Raw genomic sequence first — 16,385 nt, forward strand, 5'->3', positions numbered from 1 at the left:
CGAGAACGACCGGGTGGGCAGGCGCTCACCCGGTCGTTGTTCCTAGCTCTCCAGCCAGCCCTCGATCGCTTCGGCGACATCCGCCGAGCCGTCCTCCAGGATCGTGAAGTGATCGGCCCGGACCGGCACCACGGTGTGCGACGAATCCCATGGTTGCGCTTGCCAATTCAAACGGTCCGACGACGGCCCCAGGAAGGTCTGGGCACACTGGACGAACAGCGTGGGCGTGACGACGGAGCCGGGCACCATCTTCTGTAGCAGCTGCACGTACCAGCCCATACCGGACAACCGGGCGTGGTCGAAGCGACCGAACGTAGCTTCCCTCGACACCATGTATTCGGCCATCTCGCGAAGCAGCCATTCGCCGTCATCGTTCACCTTGTAGGTGTCCAACATGACCACGCCGGTGGGCGCGGGGCCACCAGCCGCTTCCAAGTACTCGGTGACCAGATAGGACAACAGGCCGCCCGACGAGTATCCGAGAAGAACGAACGGGTCGCCCTGCGCCGCCTCGAGGACGCAGCGCGCCAGTGCATCCAATGCCGCCGTCGGCGTCGCGGGCAGTGGCTCTCCGGCTCCGAATCCGATCGGCGGCAGCACCACGACGTCACGGTCAGTGCGCAAATGCGATGCCACCCTGACGTATTGGTGGGCGCTGCCGTTCGCCAGTGGCGGAGCGAGGCAGATGATCCGTGGCAGGGCGTGGCCCTCGACGAGTCGCGCGGGTACCGGCAGCCGGTCCAGTTCAGCTGCGGAGGAGAACTGCTCGCGCAGCTCCGCCACCGCCTTCAACAACGCGAAGCCCTTGCCCGCCTGGCCGTTCTCCACCGCGCCGCGGAACATCCCGTACAACGAGTCGTCCTGGCCACCAGGCTCGTTGGTCCTTCGCGAGTCCCCGCTGAGCTCCTCCCGCAGGTATCGGGCCAGTGCCGCCGGCGTCTTGTGATCGAAGATCGCGGCCGTCGACAGCGTCAGACCCGTGGACGCGTTGAGCGCGGTGCGCAACTCCATGGCAGCCAGTGAGTCGAATCCCGCCTCGAGGAAGTCCCGCTCCGGGTCGAGAGCATCAGCGCTGTCGTGACCGAGAAGACGGGCGGCGTTCTCGAGTATGTGCGTCTGGAGCAACTGGTCCTGTTCGGCCTCGGAGAGTTGCGCCAGTCGCCTGCGCAGGGCACCCACATCGTGCGTCCGGGTGCTCTGCCGACGCCCGGCCCGCTTCGTCAGATCGCTGAGCAGCGCGGGCACCGCGTCCCGGGCACGCAACGCCGCCAGGTCGATCTCGACCGGCACGTGCGCCGGACGCCCGGTTGCCACCGCCGCGTCGAACAAAGCGAGCGCCTTGTCAGCGGCCAGCGGCGGCAGACCTTGCCGACGCATACGCTGCCGGTCGGCCTCGCCGAGCCATTGGGAGAGACCGGTGTCGATGCCCCAGAGGCCGTAGGCGAGCGAGGTGGCGGGCAGTCCTTCCGCGTGCCGGTGGGTCGCGAGAGCGTCGAGGAACACGTTGGCCGCGGCGTAGCCGCCCTGACCCGCAGGCAGTATCGACCCTGCTGCCGAGGAGATCATCACGAAGGCGGACAGCCCGGCGTCACGGGTGAGCTCGTGCAGGTGCCACGCGGCGTCGGCCTTGGCGCCGAGGGAGTAGTCGATCTGCTCCGGGGTCATGCTGTCGACCAAGCCGTTGTAGGCGACGCCCGCCGCGTGGACGACCGCACCCAACGGATGCTCCGCGGCTATCGAGGAAAGCAGGTCTCGCAGCGAATCACGGTCTGTCACGTCGCAGGCGGAGACGCGAACCGCTGCACCGAGAGCCTCGAGTTCTTCGACGAGGTCCTCGGTGGCGGCCGGTCCGCGTCGGCTGACCAGCAGCAGGTGTCGCACACCGTGCTCGATCACGAGGTGCTCGGCGATGCGACGGCCGATCCCGCCGGTACCACCGGTGATCAGGACCATCCGGTCGGGATCCCATGGCGCCCGCCGCTCCGGTTCGGGCGACGCGGCGCGGGTGAGCCGCCGCACCCGGGTGCCCTCCGCGTGCACAGCCAGTTCCGGCTCGCCCGTCATCGCCGCGGCCACCAGGTGATCCGTCGGTGTTTCCGCGTCGGCTTCGATGAGCACGATCCGCCCCGGGTTCTCCGCCTGCGCCGCGCGCACCAGACCCCACACCGCGGCCACGGCCGGGTCGGCCGCGGTGTCGGTGATGACGGCCAAAGTGCTTGCGGTGTAGCGTTCTTCGCTCGAGAACTCGTGCAGCGCGCCGAGCGTGCCGTGCAGCGCCGTGCGCAGCCGGACCGGCATGTCGACGCCGTCGACCGGAGGCCGGAAGACGACGACCGAGGCAGGCTCTGCCGCGCCCCACTCCGTCCAGGAAACCCCTTCCGCGGATCGTGGCTCCGGACCGGGCCGCCAGGTGAGCTCGTAGAGCGAGTCGTACGAAGACCGGGGTGACGCAGCGAACAGTTCACGGGACAACGGCCGCAATGCGAGCGCTCCGACCGAAAGCATCGGCGCTCCAACGGAATCCACCATCATCAGGGAGATTTCGCCCTGATTCAGCCGGGTCAACCGCACCCGCACCCGCCGGGCGCCGTCGGCGTGCAAACGCACCGAAGACCAGGCGAAAGGCACGAGAGTCGGCCGCTCGGCGTGGCCGTCCGTGCCCTGTGGAATGCCGAAGGACAGTGCGTGCATGGCCGCGTCGAGCAGCGCCGGGTGCACGCCATAGCCTTCGGTGGACGTCTGCTCGGGCAGTGCGACCTCGGCGAAGAGATCCTCGCCGCGGCGCCACAGGGCTACCAGTCCTTGGAAGGCGGGCCCATAGTTGTACCCGTGGTCGGCGAGTTCGTCGTAGGCGCCGTCCAACCGCACATCCGTTGCACCGACCGGTGGCCACTGCACGAAGTCGGCCCAGTCTTCCGGCTCGCCGGTCGCCTCGTTCGGGCGCACGACGCCTTCCGCATGGTGAGTCCACGGCTCCGAGTGGTCGTCCCCGTCCCCGCGCGAGTAGACGTCGAGTCGTCGGCGGCCGTTCTCGTCGCCGTCACCGACGATCACTTGGATCTGCACCCCGCCGTCCCCGTGCAGCACGAGCGGCGCCCGAAGCGTGAGTTCCTCCAGTTCCGGGCAGTCGACCTGGTCTCCGGCGTGCACGGCCAGTTCGACGAATCCGGTGCCGGGCAACAGCACCGTGCCGAGCACATCGTGATCGGCCAACCAGGGATGGGTGGCCGTGGACAGGCGGCCGGTGAGCCTGACGCCCCCACCCTCCGGCTGCGCCACCACTGCGCCGAGCATGGGGTGTTCGGTGGAGCGCAGGCCGAGCGCGTAGGCCTCTCCCGCGTGCAGTTGGCCCGTGAACCAGAAGCGGCGGTGCTGGAAGTCGTATGTCGGTAGATCTGTCTTCGCGGCTCCGGTGCCTGCGTGGTAGCTCGTCCAATCCACCGGCGTGCCGGTGACGTATAGACGGGCGAGCCCGGTCAGCAGGGTCGTGGGGTCGGCGTTGCCGCGTCTGGTCAGAGCGACAGTAGTTGCGGTGTCGAGAGTTTCCGCGATCATCGGGGTCAGGACGGAGTCGGGTCCCACCTCGGCGAACCGAGTCACACCCATACCCGCCATCGTGGCGACGGCATCGGCGAAGCGCACTGTGTCACGGACCTGACCGACCCAGTACAACGGGTCGGACATCTCGTGCTCGACCCGGACGCCGGTCACCGTGGACACCAACGCGATGCCCGGACGATCGAACGTCAAACCCTGGAGCGCCGAAGCGAATTCGGCCAGCATCGGCTCCATCGACGCCGAATGGAAAGCGTGGGAGACCCGCAACCGACGCGTGCGCCAACCACGCTCGACACACACCTCGACAACAGCGGCAACCGCGTCCTCCACACCGGAAAGCACCACCGACGACGGACCATTGATCGCCGCGATCGACACCCCCTCAGTCAGCAACGGCAGCACATCGATCTCCGACGCGCCCACTGCGACCATCGCACCACCGGCGGGCAGCGCCTGCATCAATCTGCCACGCGCAGCGACCAACACACACGCATCCGCCAAAGACAAAACCCCGGCCACATGCGCAGCAGCGACCTCACCGATCGAATGACCCGCCACCACATCCGCACGGACACCCCACGACTCGAGCAGACGGAACAACGCCACCTCGAACGCAAACAACCCCGCCTGCGCGAACACAGTCCGATCAACCATGTCCTCGGACGACAGAGCCTCGTCCAACGAAACCGATTGCTCGAGAATCGGTTCCAACCGGGCGACGATCGCGTCGAAGTGCTCGGCGAACACCGGATACCCCGTACGCAGCTCGGCCGCCATACCCGCCCACTGCGCCCCCTGCCCGGAGAACACCAGACCGGTCGAACCCGACACCACACGACCGGTCACCGCACCCGGTACCTGCACACCGGCAGCCAGCGCTCGCACACCGGCCAGCAGACCATCACGGTCATTGGCCAGAACAACCGCGCGATGCTCGAACACACTGCGTGTGGTCGTCAGCGAGAAGCCGACGTCGACCGGGTCCAGCTCGTGGTCGTCCACATGAGACGCCAGGCGGGCAGCCTGACCGGCAAGAGCCTCACCACTGCGCGCCGAAATCACCCACGGCAACACGCCACCGGCCGGGGCAGTCTTCACCACCGGCACCGGGCGCGAATTCGCCAGCGGCGGAGCCTGTTCCACGATGACGTGCGCATTGGTGCCACTGATACCGAACGATGAAACACCGGCACGACGCGGCCGATCGACCACCGTCCACGGCACCGGCTCGGTCAGCAACCGCACATGACCCTCGGACCAATCGACCTTCGTCGAGGGCTGATCCACGTGCAGGGTCCGGGGCAGCACCCCGTGCTGCATCGCCATCACCATCTTGATCACACCACCCACACCGGCCGCGGCTTGGGAATGGCCGATGTTGGACTTCAACGACCCCAACCACAACGGACGATCCGCAGCACGATCCTGCCCATAGGTGGCCAGCAGCGCTTGAGCTTCGATCGGATCACCCAAAGTCGTCCCGGTGCCGTGAGCTTCGACCACGTCGACCTCGACCGGCGAGACACCGGCATTCGCGAGGGCTTGCCGGATCACCCGACGCTGCGACGGACCATTCGGCGCGGTCAAACCATTCGACGCACCATCCTGATTCACCGCCGAACCAGCGATCACCGCCAACACCGGATGACCATTGCGACGAGCGTCCGACAGACGCTCCAAGACCAGTACACCGGCACCCTCGGACCAGGCGACACCATCGGCCGCATCGGCGAAGGACTTACAGCGCCCATCCGGCGACAAACCCCGCTGGCGGGAGAACTCCACGAAGGTCTCCGGCGTGGCCATCACCGTCACACCACCGGCCAACGCCAGATCACACTCGCCGGACCGCAACGACTGCCCGGCCAAATGCAGTGCCACCAGCGACGACGAGCATGCAGTATCCACGGACACCGCAGGGCCCTCCAACCCCAGGGTGTAGGCGATGCGACCCGAGACCAAACTGCCGGAAGCGTTGCCGCCGTGCCCCTGCGCGTAATCGTGGTACATCACACCGGTGAAGACGCCGGTCGAACTGCCACGCAACACCGCGGGATCGACACCCGCGCGTTCCAACGCCTCCCATGTCGTTTCCAGGAGTTGCCGCTGCTGCGGATCCATCATCGTGGCTTCGTTGGGACCGATCCCGAAGAAATCCGCGTCGAAATCGGCGGCGGTGTGCAGGAATCCGCCTTCTCTCGCGTAGGACTTGCCCGTGCGACCTGGTTCCGGATCGTAGAGGCCGTTGATATCCCAGCCTCGATCGACAGGGAGCGTCGAGATCGCATCCCCGCCCGCACGGACCAGTTCCCAGAGGTCCTCCGGAGAAGTGACTCCGCCCGGGTAACGGCAGGCCATGCCGACGACGGCGATCGGCTCGTCGTCGACGGCCCTGCTTGCGGTGACTTCGATGTCCCGGCTGGCGCCGGAGAACTCTTCGGCCAGATACTCGGCCAGAGCCTGTGGTGTCGGGTAGTCGAACACCAGGGTCGCGGGCAGCGGCAGGCCCGTGGCGGCCTTGAGGGCGTTGCGGAACTCGATGGCGGTGATCGAGTCGAAGCCCAGCTCGTTGAAGGCACGGTCGGCTTCCACGGCGCTCGCGTTCTGGTGGCCGAGAATCGTGGCGACCTGACCGCGCACGATCTCGATGAGAACACCGAGGCGTTCGCTGTCGGGAGTGCTTGCCAACCGAACACGCAGCGCCGTGGCGGCGCCGGAGGATGCCCTGCGGCGCTGGGGGATCAGGCCGGTGAACAGTGCGGGCACGGCAAACCCTGTGCCGCGCACGGCATCCAGGTCCAAACGGGCGAGCACGATGGCCGCCGCGTCGATGCCGGTAGCCGCGTCGAACAACGCGAGCCCCTGGTCTTCCGACAACGGCAGCATGCCAGAGCGGGACATGCGGTGCCGATCGACATCGCTCAGTTCCCCGGCCATACCTCCGTCCCACAGGCCCCACGCCAAAGACACACCGCAACGACCGGAAGCCTTGCGATGCACCGCAAGCGCATCCAAACAGGCATTGGCCGCGGCGTAGTTGCCCTGACCCGCGTTACCGAACGCACCGGCCGCCGAACTGAATAACACGAACGCCTTCAGCGGAAGATCAAGGGTCAGCTCGTGCAGGTACAGGGCGGCATCGACCTTGGGCCCCAATACAGTGTCGATCCGCGCCGGGGTCAACGAGGCGATGGCGCCGTCGTCGAGTACGCCCGCCATATGGAATACCCCGGTCAACGGGCGATCGACCGGCACATCGGCGAGCACCCGCTCGAGAGCGCCACGATCGGTGACATCGCAAGCGATGAACTCGACCTCGGCGCCCAAACCCTCCAGCTCCGCCCGCAACTCGGCGACACCCGGCCCGGATGCACCGCGCCTGCTCAGCATCGACAGGCGCCGAACACCGTGGGCGGCGACCAGATGCCGAGCGAACATCCCGGCCAGCAAACCACCCGCGCCGGTGATCAGCACCGTGTCGTCCGGCGCGAAGGTCGACACCGCGGCCGACGCGGTCGCCGGAGCGGCGATTCGGCCGAGGCGCGCGACATGTACTCGCCCGTCACGCACGGCCACCTGGGGTTCGCCCGCGGCCAGAATCCCGCCGAGCAACCCATCGAGTTCCGAATCGTCTTCTGCTGAACCGGAATCGATCAACACGATCCGGCCGGGGTTCTCGGTTTGCGCGGAACGAACGAGACCGCACACAGCGGCACCGGCCAGGTTCGTGATGTCCTCCCCTGCCACCGATACCGCACCGCTGGTTCGAACCACGAGAACCGATTCGGTGAACCGACCCTCCGTCGTCCAGGACCGAAGCACCTCGAGAACTTCATGCGTCGCGGCATGGACGGCGGCGGGATCGTTGCCCGCCGGGCACTCGAGCAGCACCGCCTGCGGAACCCGCTCACCGAGATCCGCCCACGCTACCGCGTCGATCTCGGCCTCGGACACCACGATCGGTGTCCAATCGACCTGGAACACGGCGGTACCAGTGATGGCTGTGCCCGCGGTGAGCTGCGCGGGATCGATCGGCCTCGACGCCAGATGCCGCACGGTCGCCACCGGGGCGCCGGTCATGTCCGCCAGATCCAGAGCGACACCGTGCTTGCCGACACGGGTGAGCCGAACACGCAACGCGTCGGCGCCGGCCGCGTGCACGGTGACACCGGACCACTCGAACGGCAGCGCGATCCCAGCCTCCTCCGCCTGCGCGTCGCCGGTGAAGCGCAAGGCGTGCAGAGCGGCGTCGAGCAACGCCGGGTGCAGACCGAAACACTGCGCATCGGCCCGAGCCTGTTCGGGCAGTTCGATCTCGGCGTAGACCCCGTCGGCCCCTCGCCACACCGACCGCAACGCCTGGAACACCGGACCGTAGTGGTAGCCCTGCTCGTCGAGGGAGTCGTAGACACCATCGATATCGATGGCGATGGCGCCCGCGGGCGGCCACTGCATCAGGTCCACCGGCGCGCTGTCGAGTCCCGGGGCGAGCACGCCCTCGGCGTTCGACGTCCAGGACCGCGCCGACGCCGGGTCGACGTCGTCATCGGGGCGGGAGAAGATCCGCACCGCGCGACGACCCGTCGCGTCCTCGGCGTCGACAACGACACGTACCGCCAGCCCGGCGGATTCCGACAGCACCAGCGGGGCTCGGAGGACCAGCTCCTCCAAGGTCGGGCAGCCGACCTGTTCTCCGGCGTGCATGGCGAGCTCGACGAGGCCGGTACCCGGGAACAACACGGTGTCCATGACCCGGTGGTCGGTCAGCCATGGCTGGGCCTGCGCCGACAGGCGGCCGGTGAGGGTCACCGCGTCGGAGTCCGGTTGCGAGACGACCACCGAGGCCAGCGGGTGTCCGGTAGCGACGAGACCCATCGCACGGGCATCGCCACCGGCGGACCCTTCGGCCACCCAATAGCGCCGACGCTGGAAGGCATAGGTGGGCAAGTCGATTCGCTTGGCTCCGGTTCCGGCGTACAAGCGGGCCCAGTCCACGTCGGCGCCGGAGACGAACAGCCCGGCGACGCCGCCCAACAGAGTGGACACGTCAGCCTGGTTTCGACGCGCCAGCGCCACCACCGTGGAAGCCACGGCATCCCGGTCACCGATGATCTGGTCCACCATCGGGACGAGCACGGCATCGGGTCCGACCTCGGCGAATCTGGTGACACCGATACCCGCCATCGCGGCGACCGCGTCGGCGAAGCGCACCGTGTCACGAACCTGACCCACCCAATACGACGGATCCGACATCTCATCGGTCACCCGCGCACCGGTCACGGTCGACACCAACGCGATATCCGGACGGTCGAACGTCAAACCCTCTATCGCCGAACCGAATTCGGCCAACATCGGCTCCACCGACGCCGAATGGAAAGCATGCGACACCCGCAACCGACGCGTGCGCCAACCACGCTCGACACAACGATCGACCACAGCAGCGACATCCGCCTCCACACCGGAAAGCACCACCGACGACGGACCATTCACCGCCGCGATCGATACGTCCCCAGCCAGCAACGGCAGCACGTCGACCTCCGACGCACCGACCGCCACCATCGCCCCACCGGCGGGCAGCGCCTGCATCAATCGGCCACGCGCCGCGACCAACACACACGCATCCGCCAAAGACAACACCCCAGCCACATGCGCAGCCGCGACCTCACCGATCGAATGACCCGCCACCACATCGGGCCGCACACCCCACGACTCGAGCAAACGGAACAACGCCACCTCGAACGCGAACAAACCCGCCTGCGCGAACACCGTCGAATCGACCACAGCATCATCGGACAACGCATCGACAAGCGAAACCGACTGCCCCAGAAGCGGATCCAGCTCAGCAACGATCGCATCGAAAGCCTCGGCGAACACCGGATACGCCACGCGCAGCTCAGCCGCCATACCCGCCCACTGCGCACCCTGCCCGGAGAACACCAGACCGGTCGAACCCGACACCACGCGACCGGTCACGACACCGGGAACGATTTCAGAGCGACCCAGCGCTTGTGTGGCAGCTAGCAGGCCGTCGCGCTCGGCCGACAACACCACGGCCCGATGGTCGAACAACGCTCTCGAAGTGATGAGCGAGAATCCGACATCGATGGGGTCCTGGTCCTGATCGGCCACATGCGAAGCAAGGCGGGCAGCCTGACCGGCAAGAGCCTCACCACTACGCGCCGAAACCACCCACGGCAGCACGCCGCCCGCCGAAACAGGCTCGACCACCGGCGCCTGCTCCACGTCCGGAGCCGAGTTCGCGACCGGGGCCTGTTGGACGATGAGGTGAGCGTTCGTGCCGCTGAGTCCGAACGACGACACACCCGCACGACGCGGCCGATCGACCTCCGGCCACGGCACCGACTCGGTCAGCAACCGCACATAGCCCTCGGACCAATCGACCTTGCTGCTGGGCTGATCGACATGCAGGGTCCGGGGCAACACCCCGTGCTGCATCGCCATGACCATCTTGATCACACCACCCACACCGGCAGCAGCCTGAGCGTGACCGATATTGGACTTCAACGACCCCAACCACAACGGACGATCCGCACCACGATCCTGACCATAGGTAGCCAGCAGCGCTTGGGCTTCGATCGGATCACCCAAAGTCGTCCCGGTCCCATGAGCTTCCACAGCGTCGACCTCGACCGGAGACACTCCCGCATTCGCGAGGGCTTGGCGAATCACCCGCTGCTGCGACGGACCATTCGGGGCAGTAAATCCGTTCGACGCACCATCCTGATTCACCGCCGAACCGGCGATCACCGCGAGGACTTGATGACCGTTGCGCTGCGCGTCCGACAACCGCTCCAACACCAACACGCCAACACCTTCGGACCAGGCGACGCCATCGGCGGTATCGGCGAAGGACTTACAGCGCCCGTCCGGCGCCAAGCCGCGCTGCCTGCTGAACTCGACGAACATGTCGGGGGTGGCCATGACCGCCACACCACCGGCCAACGCCAGATCACATTCCCCCGACCGCAACGACTGCCCGGCCAAATGCAGTGCCACCAGCGACGACGAGCACGCGGTATCGACGGTGACCGACGGCCCTTCCAGACCGAACACATACGACACACGGCCGGACACCAAGCTGCCGCCGGTGCTGCTGCCGGTCCCGGTCGCTTGCGCGTAGTCGTGGTACATCACACCGGTGAACACGCCCGTCGAGCTGCCACGCAGCACCGCGGGATCGACACCGGCGCGTTCCAATGCCTCCCAGGAGACCTCCAACAGCAGCCGCTGCTGCGGATCCATCATCACGGCTTCGTTGGGACTGATCCCGAAGAAATCCGCGTCGAATTCACCCGCCGAGTACAAGAATCCGCCGTGCCGGGCGTACGTCTTGCGCGCCTTGCCGGGTTCCGGGTCGTAGATGCCCTCGACATCCCAGCCGCGGTCGACCGGCATCTCACCGGTGGTGTCGCCACCGGAGAGGACCAACCGCCACAGATCTTCCGGCGACGCGACGCCGCCCGGGTAGCGGCAGCTCATCGCCACCACCGCGATCGGCTCGTCGTCGACCGCTCTGCCGGCGGTGACCTCGATGTCCTGCCCCGCGCCGGTGAGTTGGGCATCGATGAACTCGGCGACGATCTGCGGGTTCGGGTGATCGAAGATGAGGGTGGCCGGCAGTTGCAGACCGGTCGCGGCGTTGAGTTTGTTGCGGAACTCGATAGCCCGCAGCGAGTCGAAACCGAGCTGCTGGAAGGCGTTGTGGGGTTCGACAGCGTCGGGAGAGGCGTGTCCGAGTACCTCGGCGGCCACCGAGCGGACGAGATCGAGCAGAGCGCTCTTGCGATCGGTCTCGGAGAGACCGGCCAGCTTTCGCGCGAAAGCCTGACCCGCTGCCGTTCGTGTGTGGCGGCGCACGGGGACCGGGGCGATCGCGCGGAGCAAGGCCGGGATCTGCTCACCGCGAGTCCGCAGCACGGCCGGGTCGATCCGTAGCGGCACCAGCTGGGCGGTATCGGTGGCTATCGCCGCATCGAACAAGGCCAGACCATCGGCCTCGGTCAACGGCGGGAAGCCTTGCCTGCGCATCCGATCGAAGTCGTCCTCGGACAGCTCGGCGCCGAGCCCGCTCGATCGCGCCCACAGGCCGTAGTCGAGGGAGGTCGCGGGTAGACCCAGGCTGTGACGATGCGCGGCGAGGGCGTCGAGGAAGACGTTCGCGGCGGCGTAATTCGCTTGGCCTGCGGTCAGAACCAGTCCACCCGCGGACGACACCAGCACGAACAGCGACAACGGGTGATCGCGAGTGAGTTCGTGCAGATGCCACGCCGCGTCGAGCTTGGGCCGGAACACGTGGTCGATCCGGTCCGGCGTGATCGACTCGATCAGGCCGTTGTCGGCGGTTCCGGCCGCGTGCACCACGCCCACCAGCGGATGCTGCTCCGGGACGCTGTCCAGCAGCGCGGCCAGAGCGGACCGATCGGACACATCACACGCGGCAATGGTCACCTCGGCGCCGAGTTCGGCCAACTCATCAAGCAACTCGGCGGCGCCCGGGGCATCCTGGCCACGCCGCGATGTCAGAAGCAGTTGGCGCACACTGTGTTCGGTCACCAGGTGGCGAGCGATCACGGCACCCAGACCGCCGGTGCCGCCGGTTATCAGCACGGTGCCCGGCTCCGTCAGCCGGGCGATCGCGCCGGGTGCGTGGCGGGTCAAACGCGGCACGAGCAGGGTCGTGCCGCGGAGCGCGGCTTCCGGTTCCGCCGCAGCAGCCGCTGCGACAGCAACCGGGTCCTGATCCAAGTCGTCCCGTTCCACGTCGAGAAGCTGGAATCGACCCGGATGTTCCGCCTGCGCCGCACGCAACAGTCCCCACACCGGCGACTGCCCCAGGTCCACCTGCTCCGAATCGGCCACGGCCACAGCTTGTCTGGTGAGAACGACCAAACGAGAACCGTCGAAGCGGCTATCGGCCAGCCAGCGTTGGACAGCGTCGAGAACGCCGGTCGCAGCCTGCCGTGCGGCCTGCGGCGGCGCGGCGTCGTGGCGGGGGCACTCGAGCAACACGAGCTCGGGAACAACCCGGTCGGGATTCGCGTCGAGATCGGCGATCAACGCCGCGAGGTCACCGTAGCCGCGCACTTCACCGGAACTCCGGTCCGAGCCGAGTATCGCCACACGGCCCGGCTCGACCGGCCCAGCCGACAGCGGCGGAACGGTAACCCAATCCACGCCGAAAAGCGCCTCCGACACCCGGTCCGCGCTCAGACGATCAGCCGACACCGGCCGGGAAACCAAGGCTCCGACCGACAGCACCGGGTAGCCCTGCTCATCGGCAATCCGCACGGCGAACCTATCGCCCTGAAGCAGAATGCGGACCCGCACCGCCGCGGCGCCGGCCGAGTGCACCACCACCCGGTTCCAGGTGAACGGCAGCGCGGGGAAGCCCTCGAGGCCACCGCGAAGACCGTGAACTATCCCGGCATGCAACGCCGAATCGAACAACGCCGGATGAATCCCGAAACCTTTGGCGTCCTGCGGATCCGGTAGCGAAACCTCGGCGAACAATTCATCGCCGCGTTGCCATGCCGCCTGCAAACCTTGGAAGAACGGGCCGTACCCGTAGCCGACGTCGAGCAGCTCGTCGTATACGCCATCGAGGGGCAACGACTGCGCACCGGCCGGAGGCCACGAAGTCAGATCGAAATCGGCCACCACCTCACCCGGAGCGAGTACGCCCTCGGCGTGCAGCAACCACGGACCCTCGCCGGCCTGCCGCGAATGGACACTCAGCCGTCGACGACCGGCATCGTCGGCAGCGGCCACCACGACCTGCACCGCGACACTGCCTTCGGCGGGCAATGCCAACGGGGTGTGCAGGACGAGCTCGTCCACCACAGCACAACCCAGGACGCCGCCGACGTAACTGGCCAGCTCGACAAAACCGGTGCCAGGCAGCAAAACGGTCCCGAGCACGCTGTGGTCGGCCAACCACTCCACCGAGTCCACCGACCATCGGCCCGTGAAGCTCACGCCCGAATCCGGATGCGACACAACGGCGCCCAGCAATGGGTGATCCACCGCATCGAGACCGGCAGAGCCGACCCCACCCAGTTCGGCTCCCAGCCACGACTGCGCCAGCACCTGCTTGGCATCGAGCCAGAAGCGCTCGTGTTGGAAGGCGTAGGTAGGCAAGTCGATTCGCCGCCCCCCGGAACCGGCGTAGAAGCCAGCCCAGTCCACCGCGGCGCCGGACACGAACAACCCGGCGACCCCGCCCAGCACCGTGGACGGATCGGCGTTGTCGCGACGCGCCAGCGCCACCACCGCGGCAGCCCCGTCGTCGAGAGTCTGGGCGACCATCGGGGTCAGAACCGCATCGGGTCCGACCTCGGCGAACCTGGACACGCCCATACCCGCCATCGCGGCGACCGCATCGGCGAAGCGCACCGTGTCACGGACCTGACCCACCCAATACGACGGATCCGACATCTCGTCGGTCACCCGCGCACCGGTCACCGTCGACACCAACGGCATGGTCGGACGGGCGAACGTCAAACCCTCTACCACCGAAGCGAACTCGGTAAGCATCGGCTCCATCGACGCCGAATGGAAAGCATGCGACACCCGCAACCGACGCGTCCGCCAACCACGCTCGACACACACCTCGACAACAGCGGCAACCGCGTCCTCCACACCGGAGAGCACCACCGACGACGGACCATTGATCGCCGCGATCGACACCCCCTCAGTCAGCAACGGCAGCACATCGACCTCCGACGCGCCCACTGCGACCATCGCACCACCGGCGGGCAGCGCCTGCATCAATCTGCCACGCGCAGCGACCAACACACACGCATCCGCCAAAGACAGCACCCCGGCCACATGCGCGGCCGCGATTTCACCGATCGAATGACCCGCCACCACATCCGCACGGACACCCCACGACTCGAGCAGACGGAACAACGCCACCTCGAACGCGAACAAACCCGCCTGCGCGAACACAGTCCGATCGACGAGATCGCTGGACGACAGAGCCTCGTCCAGCGAAACCGACTGTCCGAGCATCGGATCCAGCTCAGCGACGATCGCATCGAAGGCCTCGGCGAACACCGGATACGCCGCACGCAGCTCGGCGGCCATACCCGCCCACTGCGCCCCCTGCCCGGAGAACACCACACCCGTCGAACCCGACACCACACGACCTGTCACCACACCGGCAGTGGCTTCAGCGCGACCCAGCGCCCGCGCTCCCACCAGCAGACCATCGCGGTCATCGGCCAAGACAACCGCGCGATGCTCGAAGACAGCGCGCGTGGACGCCAGCGAGAAACCGACATCCACCGGATCCAGCCCGTGATCACCCGCATGCGTCGCCAGGCGGGCGCCCTGACCGGCCAAAGCCTCACCACTGCGCGCCGAAACCACCCACGGCAGCAACCCACCGGCCGGGACGGTCTTCACCACCGGCGCCGGAGCCTGATCCGCCGCCGGCTCGGTCGCCGGGGCTTCTTCCACGATGACGTGAGCGTTCGTGCCGCTGATACCGAAGGACGAGATGCCGGCACGACGCGGACGATCTGCCACCGTCCAAGGCACCGGCTCGGTCAGCAGCCGGACATGGCCCTCGCTCCAGTCGACCTTGGTGCTGGGTCGATCCACGTGCAGGGTCTGGGGCAGCACGCCGTGCTGCATCGCCATGACCATCTTGATCACACCGCCGACGCCCGCCGCGGCTTGGGAGTGACCGATGTTGGACTTCAACGATCCCAGCCACAACGGACGATCCGCAGCGCGGTCCTGTCCGTAGGTCGCCAGTAGCGCTTGGGCTTCGATCGGATCACCCAAGGTCGTGCCGGTGCCGTGAGCTTCGACGACGTCTACATCGGCCGGGGACACCCCGGCATTCGCCAACGCCGCCCGAATCACCCGGCGCTGCGACGGACCATTCGGCGCGGTCAAACCATTCGACGCACCGTCCTGATTCACCGCCGAGCCTGCGATCACCGCAAGAATCCGATGGCCGTTGCGCTGAGCGTCGGACAAACGCTCCAACACCAGGACGCCGACGCCTTCCGACCAGCCCACCCCATCGGCGGCGTCGGCGAAGGACTTACACCGTCCATCCGCGGCCAGCCCTCGCTGACGGCTGAACTCCACGAAGGTCTCCGGCGTGGCCATCACCGCCACACCGCCGGCCAACGCGAGATCGCACTCACCCGCCCGCAACGACGCCGCGGCCGAATGCATTGCCACCAGCGACGACGAGCACGCCGTGTCCACGGTGACCGACGGCCCTTCCAGGCCGAACACATACGACACCCGACCGGACGCGATGGATCCCGAATTCGCATTGGCCGGATAGTCGTGATACATCATGCCGACCCACACACCGGTCCGGCTTCCCTTCAGCGAGCCGGGGTCGACGCCTGCCCGCTCGAACGCCTCCCACGATGTTTCCAGCAGCAGGAACTGCTGCGGATCCATCAATGCCGCCTCATTGGGACTGATACCGAAGAACGCCGGATCGAATTCACCCGCCGAATGCAGGAAACCGCCCTCACGGGTATAGGTGCTGTTCGGCGTCTCGCCGGTGGAATCGTAGAGACGATCGGTATCCCAGCCGCGATTCACGGGAAACTCCGTGGTCGCGTCGACCCCATCCGCGACCAACGTCCACAGGTCCTCAGGAGAATCGACGCCACCCGGATACCGACATGCCATACCGACAATCGCGATCGGCTCGCGAAGGGCTGCGTCGAGCTGGCGGTTGCGAGCGCGCAACCGCTCGGTCTCCTTGAGCGAGACACGCAACGCCTGAGCTAGCTTCTGAGAATTGTCGTCGGGCTTCGTCATTGTCGCCA

At 67.3% G+C, this 16,385-nt stretch carries 1 protein-coding gene; it reads right to left on the bottom strand.

The window, feature by feature from the left end:
* Window positions 1-42: 42 nt before the first annotated feature.
* Window positions 43-16,377: a type I polyketide synthase gene (locus tag NX1_RS37905; protein ID WP_084501366.1), complete on the bottom strand. Its 16,335-nt coding sequence runs from the start codon at window positions 16,375-16,377 to the stop codon at window positions 43-45.
* Window positions 16,378-16,385: the final 8 nt, after the last annotated feature.

It is taken from the genome of Nocardia xishanensis NBRC 101358, from assembly GCF_001613365.1.
In the GTDB taxonomy this organism is placed as follows: domain Bacteria; phylum Actinomycetota; class Actinomycetes; order Mycobacteriales; family Mycobacteriaceae; genus Nocardia; species Nocardia xishanensis.

What these genes read in the sequence shown, in the direction of transcription:
- NX1_RS37905 (WP_084501366.1), bottom strand. Translation starts at nt 16,377, where the DNA reads ATGACGAAGCCCGACGACAATTCTCAGAAGCTAGCTCAGGCGTTGCGT.